Genomic DNA, 14,159 nt, shown 5'->3' on the forward strand with positions numbered 1-14,159 from the left:
ATGCGGACCCTGCATATCAAGCTGCTACGCGGACTCTGGTCCTTGAAAGGGCAGGGTATGGCCATCGCCATGGTCATCGCTATTGGTGTAGGCATGTATGTCATGGCCCTGACCGCACTGGAATCACTGCGCGAAACCCAGAGTGGCTTTTACCATGACCAACGCTTCAGTGATGTGTTCGCCGAGCTCAAACGGGCGCCTGAAAGTGTCGCCGAACGAATTGGCGAACTGCCCGGGGTAGCTGTGCTGGATACCAGGGTCCGGGCGCCGGTGCACATTCGCCTGAGTGGCTTCAATGAGTCGATTACCGGTCAGGCATTGTCAATTCCCGATGGCCGGCAACCGCAACTCAATCGCCTGTATCTGCGGGCTGGCGAGATGCCTGAAACTGGACGTGACGACCAGGTGCTGGTCAGTGAGGCCTTTGCCGAGGCTCACGCACTGGTGCCTGGCGATAGCCTCGACGTTGTCATCAATGGCCGTTTCCGGCAACTGCGGATCAGCGGCATCGTTCTGTCACCCGAATTCATTTATCAGATTCGTCCGGGGGATCTGTTTCCTGATTTCGCCCGCTATGCGTTGATCTGGATGAACCGCAGCGCATTGGCGGCAGCGTTCAATATGGAAGGTGCGTTCAACGATATGGTGATCCGGCTGGCACCCAATGCCAGCGCCGACGGGGTCATTGCTCAGCTTGACCCGATCCTCGAACCCTGGGGCGGGCTAGGGGCCTATGGCCGGGACGATCAGATGTCCCACCGCTACCTGGATGAAGAACTAGCCCAACTGGAAACCATGGCTCGCGTCCTGCCGCTGATTTTCATCGCCGTCGCTGCATTCTTGCTCAATGTGGTCAGTGCCCGGTTGATTCGTACCCAGCGCGAACAGATTGCCGTGCTCAAGGCCTTCGGTTATGACAACCTGACTGTGGCCGGGCACTACCTGGCACTGATCGCGGTTATCGTCTGTATTGGCGCCTTGCTTGGCGTACTCCTTGGCGGCTGGCTGGCCAGTGGTCTGGCCGGTATTTACCAGGACTATTTCCGTTTTCCCTGGCTGCACTTTCGCGTGCGCCCGCAGGTGGCGCTGACCGGGGTGGTTATTGCTGGCGGTAGCGCACTGCTGGGAACTGTCGGTGCACTACGCACGGCCTTTCGGCTGCCACCAGCCCAGGCCATGCGCCCTGAGGCGCCGGCACGCTATCGGCGCACGCTGATTGAGCGCCTGGGGATAGGGTGGTTGAGTCAACCCTCGCGGATGATTTTGCGCAACCTGGAGCGCCAACCGGTGAAATCCGGGCTGTCGGTCATAGGTATTGCCCTGGCCGTAGCGGTCATGATGCTGACCGGTTTTCAGCAAGGCGCGATCGGTCATATGCTTGACGTCCAGTTCCGCCTGGCGCAGAAACAGGATCTCACCGTCTCATTCAGTGACCCAGTCGGCTATTCGGCGCTGTATTCACTGCGCAATCTGCCCGGTGTTTATCACGTCGAAGGCTTTCGGGCGGTACCTGCCACTTTGCGCAATGGTCACTATCGCTATCGGGGAGCCTTGCAAGGCTTTGAGCACCCCGCCAACCTGTTCCAGGTGCTTGACGCCACGCTGAACCCGATCCGACTGCCGCCAGAAGGCGTGTTGCTGACCGACCATCTGGCCAACCTGCTGGAGATAAAGCCGGGGGACTTGCTACAGGTTCAGGTGCTGGACGGACGCAGGCCGGAACTGGAGATCCCTGTGGTTGGCATTGTGACCGAATATATCGGTGTGGGTGCCTATCTCAGCCGTGACTACTTGAGCCGCCTGCTGGGTGAGGGTCCATCCTACAGCGGGGCCTTCATGGCGGCCGAAGCCGAACAGCTTGAACGCCTGCAACATGAACTGGAGGGTATGCCAAAGGTTCTGGGCGTGGCGCTCAGAGCCAGTAATATTGATGCTTTTCACCGGTTGATGGATGAAACCATCCTGGTGTTTACCTTGTTCAGCGTGCTGATGGCCGGCTGTATTGCCTTTGCCGTGGTCTACAACAATGCTCGCATCGCCTTTGCCGAACGTGGTCGTGAACTGGCCAGTCTCAGGGTGCTGGGCTTTACCAGGGCGGAAACAGCCTTCATTCTGTTGGGCGAGTTGATGCTGCTGACGTTACTGGCCTTGATACCGGGTTTTGTCATAGGGGCTGGGCTGTGCTGGCTGTTGACCTGGGGGATGCAAACCGATCTGTACCGAATTCCTTTGGTACTGACGCCCAGAACCTATGCCATGGCCACGCTGGTGGTTCTGCTGGCAACGCTGCTGTCGGCATCGCTGATCTGGCGCAAGCTGGTGCGGTTGGACATGATCGCGGCGCTCAAGGCTCCGGAGTAGGGAATGAAACATAGCAAACGCAGGCTGATTCTGGCGGGAGTAGGTGTGGCGCTGTTGCTGGCCTTGGGGCTAGGCTTCCGCTCACCAGCGATATTGGTGGAAACCGCCGAAGTGCAGCAGGGGCCGTTTCGGGTCAGTATCGAAGAAGAGGGCAGAACTCGGCTTGCCGATCGTTATGAAGTCTCGGCAGCGGTAGCCGGCCACCTCAACCGGATCGAACTGGAACCTGGCGACAGACTGGAGCCCGGCGACACCCTGTTCACTATCAACCCGTCGGCCAGCATTCCACTGGACAGCCGTAGCCGCTCCCAGGCCGAAGCTGCGCTGGCTTCCGCCGAAGCCGCATTGCTCGCTGCTCATAGTCTGGTTGACAGCGAGCAGGCTCGCCTGCAACTGGCTGAAACCGAGTTGAGTCGAATTCGGCGCCTGGTCAATGCAGGGCATGTTGCCGTAGACGCCCTTGACCGCGCCGAGACTGAACAGCGCCAAGCTGATGCAGCCTTGCGCTCGGCTCGATTTGCCGCCGATGTGGCGCGTCACGAGCGGGATAATGCCCAGGCGGTTCTGGCAGTTACCAGCGGGCAGCCTGGGTCGGAAGCTCTGATCGTTCGTTCTCCCTTGTCTGCAACTGTCCTGCGCCGGCTGCGCCAGAGTGAAGGACCGGTATTGGCCGGCGACAAGCTGCTGGTACTGGGCGATCTGGACAGCCTTGAAGTGGAAGTGGACGTCCTGTCCGCCGATGCGGTGCGCCTGCGCCCCGGCATGCCGGTAGAACTTGAACGTTGGGGTGGCGATTCTTTGCTGAACGGACTGGTCAAGCGGATCGAGCCGGCGGGTTTTACCAAGGTCTCCGCCCTTGGGGTAGATGAGCAACGGGTTTGGGTCATAGTCGAATTGATCTCGCCACGTGCAGCCTGGCAGCATCTTGGCGATGGCTACCGGGTTGAAGCGCGCTTTGTGCAATGGCAGGCCGAGGAAGTGTTGCAGATCCCCACCAGCGCACTGTTTCGCCAGAGTGGCGGCTGGGCGGTGTACCTGCTGAACAATGGTCGGGCCCAGTTGCGAGAAGTCAAACCTGGCCGGCGTAGCGGGCTGATGACTGAAATAATCGAAGGCCTGGGGGCAGGGGAGCGGGTAATCCTTTACCCTGGTCAAGAGATAGCCGCTGACACGAGGGTGAAGGAGCGCTGATCCAGCCCTGTGCCATACTGCAGGTACTGGCAAAGGAACCGGAGGCGACCATGTCTGACCATCATGTCTACAAGAAAGTTGAAATCGTCGGCTCGTCGAAAATCAGTATCGACGATGCCATCAACAATGCCGTAGCCGAGTGCAGTAAAAGTATCAAGAACGTAGAATGGTTCGAGGTGACGGAAACCCGAGGTCATGTCGTCAATGGCAAAGTAGGGCACTTTCAGGTGGTACTGAAAGTGGGATTCCGTATCGAAGGCAGTTAGTCTGCTCGAGCCAAAAGGAGCTTAAAGCGCGGTTATGACGGCAACACTACCCGAAGGTCTGGCGCTGACCCGCAATGCGCACGGCCGAGAGTTCATCCAGATCAACCATCCGGCGGTAACCGCCACCATTGCCTTGGAAGGTGCGCAGGTGATTGACTGCGTACCTGCCGGCAAACAGCCGCTACTGTGGATGAGCCCCATCGACCCGCGCATGCCGGGCACCGCTCTGCGCGGGGGCATCCCACTGTGCTGGCCATGGTTTGGCAATTCCCGTCCTGGACCTGCCCACGGTATTGCCCGTACCAGTCCGTGGCAACTGATTGATGCCCAGCGCGATGATCAGCAGGTGCGTCTGCGCCTGGAGCTCGCAGCAGAGCAGATGAAAGCCTTGCTGCCTGATGAACGCTGGCATCTGCAGGTGGAGTTTGTAATCGGCAAACAGCTGAGCGTCAGCCTCACCAGCACCAACCTTGGCAAGCAGGCGCAACCGCTGAGCCAGGCGCTGCACAGTTACCTGCCGGTAGCCGATATCACCCAAGCCAGCATTACCGGCCTGGAAGGCTGCCGTTACATCGACCAGCTGACCAGCCAGGAACACCGGGCCCAACCTGGGCCAATCCTGATCGATCAGGAAGTCGACCGCATCTATTACGACCATACCGCACCGGTGATCCTGCACCAGCACAACGGCCGCTGCCTGGAAGTCACTCGCGAAGGTAGTCACTCACTGGTGGTCTGGAACCCCTGGCAGGCCAAAGCCGCCAGACTCAGCCAGTTTCCCCAGGATGGCTTTCGCCAGATGGTCTGCCTGGAAGCCAGCAACGCCGGGCCTGATGCTCGCGTGCTTGAACCAGGGCAAAGCCATACACTGGTAACCCGGATTCGCCAGGTGCCGGGGACCGGCTGAGCCCTGAAGTTACTGGGTGTCAGGCTCGCGACGGGCTCTGGCAGCCTGGACCACGCGATCAGCCGGCACCCGTAACTGACGCAGCAGATACTCCTTGAACTCCGGATGCCAGGGTTGGCGATCAATGGCCTGGGCCATACAGCCAAGCCAGGCATCACGCTCAGGCTCACCGATCGGCCAGCGCGCGTGAAAGCTCGGAATACTGATCTGGCCATAACGCTCAAGGAACAACCTTGGTCCACCAAGCCAACCACACAGGAAGCGGGTGAGCTTATCGCGCGCTTCAGTCAGATCCTCTCTGTGCATGGCACGAATATCGGTCGCATCGGGCAAGCTATCCATGATCTGGTAAAAATCGTCGACCAGTTGTCGAATACCGTCATAACCGCCAGCAGCTTGAAAAGACGCATCTTCCTGACCGTAGCGAGGCTTGTTTGAATCGTTCATGGGGACTCAGGCAATAGAGTGGAAGCAGGGGGTATTGTAGAGGCTGATCTGTGCCACTTGCATAGGCTAATACGTAATTTAACATAATATACATTATACGAACTCAAAGATCAGGCTCACGCACTACAATATAAAGCCGTCCGCAGATTTTCACCTGCGGACGGCTTGTTCAAACAGCTGGACATTCAGTTCTTCAGAAACTCCAGCAGATCCTGGTTGAAGCGATCTTTGTGCGTGTCAGTTAAGCCATGCGGCGCACCCGGGTAAACAATCAGTTTCGCGCCTTTGACCTGATCGGCTGACGCCTGTCCGGAAATATCGAGCGGTACGATCTGGTCGTCATCACCGTGAATGACCAGTGTCGGTACGTCGAACCTCTTCAGGTCCTCACGGAAATCGGTGGCCGAAAACGCTGCGATCGAGTCAAAGGTGTTCTTGTGGCCTGCCTGCATACCCTGAGCCCACCAGCTGTTGATCAGCCCCTGGGAGACTGCGGCACCAGGACGGTTGAAACCGAAGAACGGACCCGATGCAATGTCCAGATACAGTTGCGAGCGGTTCTCCAGCGAGGCCTTGCGCAGTCCATCGAACACTTCGAGTGGCACGCCGCCTGGATTGTCAGCGGTTTGCAGCATCAGCGGCGGTACCGCACTGACCAGCACTGCTTTCTTGACTCGAGCGGTACCATGGCGACCGATGTATCGAGCTACTTCGCCACCGCCGGTGGAAAAGCCCACTGCGGTTACATCCTTCAGATCGAGTGCGTTGATCACGGCAGCCAGGTCATCTGCGTAATGATCCATGTCGTTGCCATCCCAGGGCTGGCTGGAGCGGCCGTGGCCGCGGCGGTCGTGAGCGACCACTCGATAGCCCTTGTCTGCCAGGAAGATCATCTGCGATTCCCAGCTATCCGAATTGAGTGGCCAGCCGTGGCTGAAGGTAATGACCGGACCATTCTTTGGACCCCAATCCTTGAAGTAAAGACGCACGCCGTCAGCGGTGATGATGGTGTTGCCCTCTACAGTGGCGCTGGCTGCAATCTGTGCGGGAGTAACGGGTTGCGAGGCATGTGCTGCGACGCCGGTCGCCATGGCAACGGCTAACAGACTGGCTGCGAAGGTATGAGAAAAGCTTTTCATGGTGATGTCTCCTGTGTTCAATCTTAAGAACGGTCGTCGGTGGTAAGTGGCCGGACGGTGTTGCCCGGTGATGTGTATTCTGTATGGGCAATCAGAACTATTGGTGATGTATAATCCTGAAAAATTGATCAGGAGTACTTATCATGTCTGACAGGCTTGCAGCACTGATGGCCCACTTCCCGGTACGCGCTCAGACGTTCAAGACCGAAACCCTGCGTGGCACCACTACACTGACAAGCGATGGCACCCACGGGCGACTGCACCTGATACGCACAGGCTCGGTCGAGCTGCGCTACGCCAGGCAATCTCTGCAGGTCGAGCGTCCAAGCCTGCTGCTGTTACCTCGGCCGTTAACCCACCGCTTTGTTACCGACGCGGCACAGGGTGCAGACATGGTTTGTGCAGACTTGTCGTTTGAGGGTGGCGCTCATAATCCGATCGCTTCGGCGCTGCCAGATGTTATTTGCCTGCCACTGGATGAGATATGGGGAGCCGAGCCGGTTCTATCACTGCTTTTCGAAGAAGCCTTTGAGCAGCGCTGCGGGCGTGTAGCACTGGTTGAACGCCTGTTCGAGGTGGTAATGATCCAGATCCTGCGCCAATTGATGGCCAGTGGAGACGTTAAAAGTGGCATGTTGTTGGGGCTGTCACATCCGCGCCTGCGCAATGCGCTGGTGGCCATGCACGAAACACCAGCACAGGAATGGGGACTTGAAGAGCTTGCTGCCGTAGCAGGAATGTCACGCAGCGTATTCGCTACCACTTTCCGCGAAACGATTGGCATCACGCCGGGGCAGTATCTGCAAGGTTGGCGTGTGCGGCTGGCGCAAAAGGCGTTGTTGCGTGGACGGCCATTGAAGGTAATTGCAACCGAAGTTGGCTACGGCAGCGAAGCCGCCCTCTCCCGTGCCTTTAAAGCGCAATCCGGGCAATCGCCGAGGGAATGGAAAAATCAGTCGGCTATCGCGGCCGATGGCTAACCCCTACACGCAGCAGGTTCTTGATAGAAAACCTAGACCAGCCGTCCCAGGTATTCCTCAAGCTGTGCAGCCAACCAACTGACCACAGCACCACCTTGGGCCCGCTCAGACTCCAGAGCGCTGAAAACCTTCCACCACTGGGCGCTGCGATGGCGAATGAGTTTGAGGCGCCCCTGACGCAGCTCTTCAGCGATCAACGGGAATGGCAAGTCGGCCCAGCCAGCGCCGGCAGTCACTGCATCGCAAATCAGTTCGTATTGAGTAAAAGCCAGAAAGTTGTCGGTTTCTGCGGACTCTGCGACCAGTTGACCGCTGTCCATGTACGCCAAGGTGACCTGGGTGTGATTCATCAGGTCATCCTGCAGTACCCGGGGTAACCGGCTTAGCGCATGCTCGGGAGCCGCTACGGTCATCATCCGTACGTCAGCCAGTTCACGAAACCACTGATACCCCTCGCTGGTTGGCGGCGGCATCAACCCATAGGCCACATCGACCGCTTGGTTAATGACCAATGATGGCAGCTCTTTGGGTGGCGCCAGATAGACTGACACGCTGGTTTGCGGGAATTGCTCCTTGAGCTGACGCAGTACGTCCAGCCAGAAACTCTCTGGCAAGGCGTCATCCCTGGCAATCCGCAGAACCGATTCGGCACCGCTGAGGTGCTGCTGGCAGCGTGAGTGGATCTGACGGGCTATGTGATTGAACCGGCGACAATCGGTCAATACCGCCTGACCAATCGTGGATAGCTGTAATTGGTTGCCGCTGCGTTCGAACAAGTTGACACCCAATTCGTCTTCCAGCGCCGCTAGCGCGGTACTGATGGTCGTGCGGCTGCGTTTAAGGCTGATAGCTGCAGCAGCAATACTCCCCGCCTCCACCACGGCCAGAAAGGCCTCGATTTGCGATGTCCTCATAAAGACTCCAGCGCCGTTAATCCCGTCGCTCAGCGACTCACTCCACAGCATACACAGCGATAACATGGCCATGCAATTTGAAGGAGCACGTAATCATGAATCTCTTATTAGCGCGGGAAAAGCCGGCGCTGACTCTATCCGTCCTGGTTGCTGGCAGCTTTGCTGGTGCGGGGATCGCCTGGGGACTGTGGATCAACTCGCTGATGATCCTGTTCGATGGCGCCTACTCGATGATCAGCCTGTTATTGTCACTGCTGTCACTTTATGCCGCCAAGGTTGTGCGGCAGCCGGCAAACAAGGCCTACCCCTTTGGTCGAGCCGCGATCCAACCGCTGGTGATTGCGGTCAAGGGGCTGGCCATTACCCTGGTGTGTCTGGTCTCGCTGGTGTCGGCCATGTACGCCTTGTGGCAAGGCGGCCGGCCCAGCAATGCCGGTATGGGGTTGTTGTTTGCGGCCATCAGCGTGGTCGGTTGTCTGGCCATCTGGTCCTATCTGCACTGGGTATCTAAGCAACTGCAGTCGGACCTGGTCGTGGCGGAAAAGCGCCAGTGGTTCATGGACGCCGTGCTGAGCGCCGCGGTTATGCTGGGGTTTGCCCTGACGGTTCTGTTGAACCGGAGCCCCTGGGCCGACCTGGCGGTCTATGCCGACCCGCTGATGGTGGTACTGGTGTCGGGTTACTTTGTACTGGTACCGCTCAGAATGACTCGGGATGCCATCCGTGAGCTAGTGCTGGCTGCCCCGCCTCGGGATTTGCGGCGCGCTGCTGAAAGTATCCTGAATGAAGTGGAATTGCAGCCTGTTGACGTCAGAATGACCAAGATCGGTCCCTATCTGGTGCTGGATATAGATCTGGCAGCCAGTCAGGCGGCCTCATTCAACCTGGTCAGACTGGCGCTATATCGTCGCCTGAGTCAGCTCCCCGTGCGCCCGGTGGTGTTTCTGAATGCGATTTCTGACACCGATTCAGACACCGATTATGCCTGGCAATCGTAGATCATAGGCGCCACCAATGAGGTTGGTTGGCGCCTTTTGCACTTGCCCTCTCCTCGCGCTGAAAGGAAACTGAAACTACCTCATGGTGCAGCACGACGGAAATAAAAATGGCGCTTCCCGAGCCCTCAGCTTCCAGTGAAAATCTGGAAAAAATCATCAAAGGTCTACGTGCCGTAGTTGATGAGCCGGTACTGACAGCCGCGTTGATTCGCTACCAGCTCGACCAGCCAATGGCGCGCTCGCAGCGAGTACCGCTGGCGGTTATCCGCTCCATGATCGAGGATTTGAGCCAGCAGCTTAATGATCCTTTGTTGATGACCCGGGCCTTTGCTCAGCTGAATTACAAGTCGAAGCTTTCTTGGCACTACCTTTCTCTCCAGCACCAGAACCGTACTGGATGTTGTCCAGATGGCGCAGCGGTACATGCACCTTGGGACCGATCTGAGCAACATTGGGATAAGCCTTGAGGGGTCGCAAGCGCGGGTCCTGGTACAAAGCAACCCGGCGTTTCAGCCCAGCCGTCAGCAGATGGACTCGATGCTGTATGCGATGCTGCGCACCTTACAATCGCTGGGTGTACAGCAGTTGGTTGCTCACCTTCCTGCCCCGCAAGCCGACGTCTTGAAACGCCACTATCGTCAGTTGTTCAAGGTTCCGATCCAGTTCAATAGCGCGCAGGAGTGCTACCAGCTCAGTTTTCCGCGCATCGAACTGTCACGGGCACTGGACTGGGAGGCGACCGACATCGGCCGACTGGCACGCCGCGAGCGGCGTCTGATCCGCAATCACGACTCACATGACTGGGCTGGCTCGGTCATGTTGTTGTTACCGGTCCTGTTGCGCCGTGGTGATGCCAGTATCGAGCGTTGCGCCACCCTCCTCGCCCTGAGTAGCCGCTCCTTGCAACGTCGCCTGGCTGACGAGGGCCAGCCGTTCAGCCGGCTGCTCGAGCAGTGCCGGCGTCGGCTGTGCATGGAATATCTGGCGGCAGGTTATGCCAGCGAGACCGTGGCGCTACTGATTGGCTACCGTCAAACCGGGCAGTTTTTTCGCAGCTACCGGCGCTGGTTTGGTCATTCTCCGGGTGACTTTCAGCGTGCTCAGGCGGTGGCCTGACTGCTCTGTGCTTCACTGTCCTACAACTCCAATCATAAGGTCGTTCTCATGCGTCGTTTGCTTCTGCCTGCGTTACTACCCCTTGCCCTGCTCGGCTCCCCTGCCCTGGCAGAGACCAACCTGACTAGCAAGGTCATCAGTCTGGCCAGCAGCCTGGAAGACCAGGCGATTGCCTGGCGCCATGACATTCACCAGCACCCAGAACTGGGCAATCAGGAACATCGTACTGCCGCGTTGATTGCCGAGCATCTCAAAGCCTTGGGTATGGAGGTGCAAACAGGTGTCGGCAGCACTGGCGTAATTGGTTTGCTGCGCGGTGGCAAACCCGGCCCGGTGGTAGCGTTGCGGGCAGATATGGATGCCCTGCCAGTCAAGGAACAGACCGGTTTGCCTTATGCATCCCAGGTGCGGCAGCTCTATCATGGAGTGGAACGCGATGTCATGCATGCCTGCGGCCACGATGCCCATGTGGCCATTCTGATGGCTGCAGCACAAGCGCTGGCGACTGTGCGTGAGGAACTGCCCGGTAGCGTCAAATTCATTTTCCAGCCAGCCGAGGAAGGTCCCAGCGACTATGTCTACGATGGCGAGCGGCACTTCGGTGGCCGACAACTGGTTGAGGCCGGAGTGCTGCGCAACCCCGATGTCGAAGCCATTTTCGGCCTGCATGTGACCTCCAGCCTGCCAACCGGGATCATTGCCTACCGCAGTGGCCCAATCATGGCCAGCGCCGGAGATCTGCATATTCGGGTCAAAGGTCAACAAACCCACGGTGCCCAGCCCTGGAATGGCGTTGATCCGATTGTCGCCAGTGCCCAGATCATCACGGGTCTGCAATCGGTGGTGAGCCGTCAGACCAACATCATGCCCGCGCCGGCCGTCGTCAGCATTGGTACCATTGAGGGCGGGACTCGCCATAACATCATTCCTGATGAGGTGAGCATGAGCGGGACCATCAGAACCTTTGGCGACGATGTTCAGGCGCAGGTCAATCAGCGGGTACGCCAGACCGCTGAGCAGATCGCCGCCGCTTCCGGCGCCAAGGCCGAGGTTGAGATCATCGATAACTACGCCACTACGGTAAACCATGCCGAACTGACCGAGCGCATGCTTCCTACCCTGCGACATGCAGCCGATGGCAAAGCCATTGTCTCACCAATGGTCACCGGCTCGGAGGACTTTTCCTTCTACGCTCGGGAAGTTCCGGGGCTATTCTTCTTTCTTGGGGTGACTCCAGCCGAGCGCCTGCGCGGTGCTGCGCCCAATCATTCGCCCGAATTCATGATCGACGATGCGGCCCTGGTCACTGGCATCAAGGCCATGGCCAGCCTGGCAACCGATTATCTCACTCAGGCGCAATAATCCAGGTTACGCCCTATCGTGGCCATCCATTGATCAAGGTCAAAGCCCGTCATTCTGCTGGCGGGTTAACTAGACTGACAACACCTTGTCAGTGGTGATCAGATCATGGCCATGCACAAAACCCATCAATGGAACGCCAGTTACTTTTTCCTGGCGTTTATCGTCCTGATACTTTTTCAGAACTGGTGGAGCAGTCATCAATCGACCGCCACCATTGCCTACAGTGAGTTTCTGCAGCTACTTGAGAAGCAGGAAATTACCGACCTGGTTATTGGCCAACATGATATCCAGGGGCGCTTCAAGACAGCAGAAGGACGCACTGAGCGTTTCGTGACCCAACGTGTGGAACCGCAACTGGCGGAACTGCTGGCCCGGCATGACATCAGCTTCCGCCACCGGCCCAGCAATACCTGGGTAACCAATTTGCTGTCCTGGCTACTGCCGATGGCACTAATAATCCTGTTCTGGCTATTCCTTTTTCGCAATATTGCCAATCGCCAAGGGCTCGGCGGCATGGTCAACGTTGGCAAGTCTCGGGCCAGGGTGTTGGTTGAGCGTGATACCGGTGTCACCTTCGACGATGTGGCCGGGATCGACGAGGCCAAGGCCGAGCTGCAGGAGATCGTCTCCTTTCTCAAGGATCAGCCCAAGTACGGCCGGTTGGGCGCCCGGATTCCCAAAGGCATTCTGCTGGTTGGTCCGCCGGGGACCGGCAAAACTCTGGTGGCCAAGGCGGTAGCCGGGGAAGCCGGAGTGCCCTTCTTCTCGATATCTGGTTCTGAATTCGTCGAGATGTTTGTCGGTGTCGGCGCTGCGCGGGTACGTGATCTGTTCGAGCAGGCACGACAAGCCGCGCCCTGCATCATCTTTATTGATGAACTGGACGCGCTGGGCAAGATGCGTGGCGTCGGCGCCTTTGGTGGCAACGACGAAAAGGAACAAACTCTGAACCAGTTACTGGCCGAACTCGACGGGTTTGATCCGCGTGAAGGTGTGGTTCTGCTAGCCGCAACCAACCGCCCGGAAATTCTTGATCCTGCCCTGATGCGCGCCGGCCGGTTTGACCGACAGGTAGTGATTGATCGGCCTGATCGTAAGGGTCGTGCTGCCATATTGCAGGTTCATTTGCGTAAGATTCAGGCAGATAGCGCTCTGGATGTTGACGCTTTAGCCGGCCTGACTACCGGTTTTAGCGGAGCCGATCTGGCCAACCTGGTCAATGAAGCAGCCATCGTCGCCACCCGCCGTGGCGCCCAAACGGTAACCATGGACGACTTCAATCAGGCTGTGGAGCGCATTGTCGCCGGCTCCGAACGCAAGGGCCGGGTATTGCAGCCCCACGAACGCGCTGTGGTAGCGCATCATGAAATGGGCCATGCGCTGGTTGCCGCGCAGTTACCCGGTATGGACCCGGTGCACAAGGTGTCGATCATTCCTCGTTCCATTGGAGCGCTGGGGTTTACCCTGCAGCGGCCTACTGAAGATCGTTTTCTGATCACCGCCAGCGAGTTGCGTGATCGTATGGTGGTGCTGTTAGCCGGACGCGCGGCCGAAGATTTGATTTTCAATGAAATTTCCACCGGTGCAGCTGACGACCTGGCACGGGTAACCGACATCGCCCGCCAGATTGTCACGCGCTTCGGCATGTGTGCGGAGCTGGGACAGGCCGTGCTTGAACGACAGCACACCCGCTATCTGGGAGAGCACGCACTGGGAGTCAACGAGAAGGATTATTCGGAGAAAACCGCTGAGAAGATCGACCTGTCGATCAGGCAGTTGATCGACGAAGCCTATGAGCGGGCCAAGGAGCTGCTCAGGCAGCAGCGCACCACCCTGGAGTTGGGGGCGACGCTGCTGCTTGAACGCGAAACCCTGACGCCGGAGGATTTCCCAGCTTTGTTACCGGCCTCAGGCTTGCAGCCGGCTCAGGACAGTACAGCCAGTGCAGCGTCGTAGTTCGGCTCGTCAGCGATTTCACCCACCAGTTCGCTATGCAGAACCTTGTCGTTCTCGTCCAGAACTACAACCGCACGAGCAGCCAGACCAGCCAGCGGACCTTCCGCCAGGGCTACACCGTAGTTCTGCAGGAACTCGGCACCACGCAAAGTCGACAGGTTGACCACGTTCTCCAGGTTCTCAGCGCCGCAGAAGCGGGCCTGGGCAAACGGCAGATCGGCGGAGATACACAGCACCACAGTGTTGTTCAGGGCGCTGGCTTTGGCATTGAAAGTACGTACGGAGGTAGCGCAGGTCGGGGTGTCGACACTGGGGAAAATGTTGAGGATCTTGCGCTTGCCGGCATAGCTGGACAAGCTCACATCAGCCAGATCCTTGGACACCAGGCTGAATGCCGGGGCCTTGTCGCCCACCTGGGGAAGCTGGCCGGCAACGGCTACCGGATTACCACGCAATGTAACGCTGGACATTGGAAACTCCTTGGTTGTTTAAACCGCCACCCGGCGGCAAATGAAAACGGCG

14 protein-coding genes are annotated in these 14,159 nt (G+C 58.2%); 10 read left to right on the forward strand and 4 right to left on the reverse strand.

Annotation, left to right across the window (positions count from 1 at the left end):
* From BVH74_RS13945 to BVH74_RS13960, 4 genes are read left to right on the forward strand one after another with little or no spacing between them, the layout of a single operon-like run.
* A complete protein-coding gene (locus BVH74_RS13945; protein ID WP_080050661.1) occupies positions 1 to 2,361 on the forward strand; it encodes an ABC transporter permease in 2,361 nt (786 codons plus the stop codon).
* A gap of 3 nt (positions 2,362 to 2,364) precedes the next feature.
* Positions 2,365 to 3,552, forward strand: a complete 1,188-nt coding sequence (locus BVH74_RS13950; RefSeq protein ID WP_080050662.1) for an efflux RND transporter periplasmic adaptor subunit — start codon at positions 2,365 to 2,367, stop codon at positions 3,550 to 3,552.
* A gap of 50 nt (positions 3,553 to 3,602) precedes the next feature.
* A complete protein-coding gene (locus tag BVH74_RS13955; RefSeq protein ID WP_080050664.1) occupies positions 3,603 to 3,818 on the forward strand; it encodes a dodecin in 216 nt (71 codons plus the stop codon).
* A gap of 34 nt (positions 3,819 to 3,852) precedes the next feature.
* Positions 3,853 to 4,725 (forward strand): D-hexose-6-phosphate mutarotase, encoded by an 873-nt coding sequence (locus BVH74_RS13960; protein ID WP_080050665.1) that lies wholly within the window; start codon positions 3,853 to 3,855, stop codon positions 4,723 to 4,725.
* Between the two features lie 9 nt (positions 4,726 to 4,734).
* Here the strand turns inward: BVH74_RS13960 and BVH74_RS13965 are convergent, their stop codons facing one another.
* Both BVH74_RS13965 and BVH74_RS13970 read right to left on the reverse strand, forming a co-directional pair.
* A complete protein-coding gene (locus tag BVH74_RS13965; protein ID WP_080050666.1) occupies positions 4,735 to 5,172 on the reverse strand; it encodes a group II truncated hemoglobin in 438 nt (145 codons plus the stop codon).
* A 185-nt stretch (positions 5,173 to 5,357) separates the two neighbouring features.
* Positions 5,358 to 6,311 carry an alpha/beta fold hydrolase gene (locus tag BVH74_RS13970; RefSeq protein ID WP_080050669.1) on the reverse strand — a complete coding sequence of 318 codons (954 nt, stop codon included), beginning with the start codon at positions 6,309 to 6,311 and terminating at the stop codon, positions 5,358 to 5,360.
* A gap of 143 nt (positions 6,312 to 6,454) precedes the next feature.
* Between BVH74_RS13970 and BVH74_RS13975 the strand changes: the two genes are divergently transcribed.
* The gene (locus BVH74_RS13975; RefSeq protein WP_080050670.1) at positions 6,455 to 7,291 is read left to right on the forward strand and encodes an AraC family transcriptional regulator; all 837 of its coding nucleotides are present in this window, start codon (positions 6,455 to 6,457) and stop codon (positions 7,289 to 7,291) included.
* Between the two features lie 32 nt (positions 7,292 to 7,323).
* Here BVH74_RS13975 and BVH74_RS13980 read toward each other — a convergent pair whose 3' ends face one another.
* Entirely contained in the window at positions 7,324 to 8,205 is an 882-nt protein-coding gene (locus BVH74_RS13980) for a LysR family transcriptional regulator (protein ID WP_080050671.1), read from the reverse strand.
* Between the two features lie 95 nt (positions 8,206 to 8,300).
* Between BVH74_RS13980 and BVH74_RS13985 the strand changes: the two genes are divergently transcribed.
* The 5 genes from BVH74_RS13985 (at position 8,301) to ftsH (ending at position 13,637) form a co-directional block, all read left to right on the forward strand.
* On the forward strand, positions 8,301 to 9,203 hold the full coding sequence (locus tag BVH74_RS13985) for a cation diffusion facilitator family transporter (protein WP_080050673.1): 903 nt from the start codon (positions 8,301 to 8,303) through the stop codon (positions 9,201 to 9,203).
* A 107-nt stretch (positions 9,204 to 9,310) separates the two neighbouring features.
* A complete protein-coding gene (locus tag BVH74_RS18815; protein ID WP_155121727.1) occupies positions 9,311 to 9,670 on the forward strand; it encodes a hypothetical protein in 360 nt (119 codons plus the stop codon).
* Positions 9,627 to 10,319 (forward strand): helix-turn-helix transcriptional regulator, encoded by a 693-nt coding sequence (locus tag BVH74_RS13990; protein WP_231705523.1) that lies wholly within the window; start codon positions 9,627 to 9,629, stop codon positions 10,317 to 10,319. The genes BVH74_RS18815 and BVH74_RS13990 overlap by 44 nt, the downstream gene beginning before the upstream one ends.
* Before the next feature lie 48 nt (positions 10,320 to 10,367).
* On the forward strand, positions 10,368 to 11,681 hold the full coding sequence (locus BVH74_RS13995; protein WP_080050677.1) for an amidohydrolase: 1,314 nt from the start codon (positions 10,368 to 10,370) through the stop codon (positions 11,679 to 11,681).
* A gap of 111 nt (positions 11,682 to 11,792) precedes the next feature.
* Positions 11,793 to 13,637 (forward strand): ATP-dependent zinc metalloprotease FtsH, encoded by a 1,845-nt coding sequence (gene ftsH / locus BVH74_RS14000; protein WP_080051740.1) that lies wholly within the window; start codon positions 11,793 to 11,795, stop codon positions 13,635 to 13,637.
* On the opposite strand, the gene tpx is transcribed toward ftsH, so the two are convergent.
* Positions 13,607 to 14,107 (reverse strand): thiol peroxidase, encoded by a 501-nt coding sequence (tpx, locus tag BVH74_RS14005; protein WP_080050679.1) that lies wholly within the window; start codon positions 14,105 to 14,107, stop codon positions 13,607 to 13,609. The genes ftsH and tpx overlap by 31 nt on opposite strands.
* Positions 14,108 to 14,159 lie beyond the last annotated feature (52 nt).

Origin of the sequence: Halopseudomonas phragmitis (assembly GCF_002056295.1) — a bacterium.
In the GTDB taxonomy this organism is placed as follows: Bacteria; Pseudomonadota; Gammaproteobacteria; order Pseudomonadales; family Pseudomonadaceae; genus Halopseudomonas; species Halopseudomonas phragmitis.

Coding starts and splice junctions, on each gene's coding strand:
- BVH74_RS13945 (WP_080050661.1), top strand. CDS start 1: ATGCGGACCCTGCATATCAAGCTGCTACGCGGACTCTGGTCCTTGAAA.
- BVH74_RS13950 (WP_080050662.1), top strand. CDS start 2,365: ATGAAACATAGCAAACGCAGGCTGATTCTGGCGGGAGTAGGTGTGGCG.
- BVH74_RS13955 (WP_080050664.1), top strand. CDS start 3,603: ATGTCTGACCATCATGTCTACAAGAAAGTTGAAATCGTCGGCTCGTCG.
- BVH74_RS13960 (WP_080050665.1), top strand. CDS start 3,853: ATGACGGCAACACTACCCGAAGGTCTGGCGCTGACCCGCAATGCGCAC.
- BVH74_RS13965 (WP_080050666.1), bottom strand. CDS start 5,172: ATGAACGATTCAAACAAGCCTCGCTACGGTCAGGAAGATGCGTCTTTT.
- BVH74_RS13970 (WP_080050669.1), bottom strand. CDS start 6,311: ATGAAAAGCTTTTCTCATACCTTCGCAGCCAGTCTGTTAGCCGTTGCC.
- BVH74_RS13975 (WP_080050670.1), top strand. CDS start 6,455: ATGTCTGACAGGCTTGCAGCACTGATGGCCCACTTCCCGGTACGCGCT.
- BVH74_RS13980 (WP_080050671.1), bottom strand. CDS start 8,205: ATGAGGACATCGCAAATCGAGGCCTTTCTGGCCGTGGTGGAGGCGGGG.
- BVH74_RS13985 (WP_080050673.1), top strand. CDS start 8,301: ATGAATCTCTTATTAGCGCGGGAAAAGCCGGCGCTGACTCTATCCGTC.
- BVH74_RS18815 (WP_155121727.1), top strand. CDS start 9,311: ATGGCGCTTCCCGAGCCCTCAGCTTCCAGTGAAAATCTGGAAAAAATC.
- BVH74_RS13990 (WP_231705523.1), top strand. CDS start 9,627: ATGCACCTTGGGACCGATCTGAGCAACATTGGGATAAGCCTTGAGGGG.
- BVH74_RS13995 (WP_080050677.1), top strand. CDS start 10,368: ATGCGTCGTTTGCTTCTGCCTGCGTTACTACCCCTTGCCCTGCTCGGC.
- ftsH (WP_080051740.1), top strand. CDS start 11,793: ATGCACAAAACCCATCAATGGAACGCCAGTTACTTTTTCCTGGCGTTT.
- tpx (WP_080050679.1), bottom strand. CDS start 14,107: ATGTCCAGCGTTACATTGCGTGGTAATCCGGTAGCCGTTGCCGGCCAG.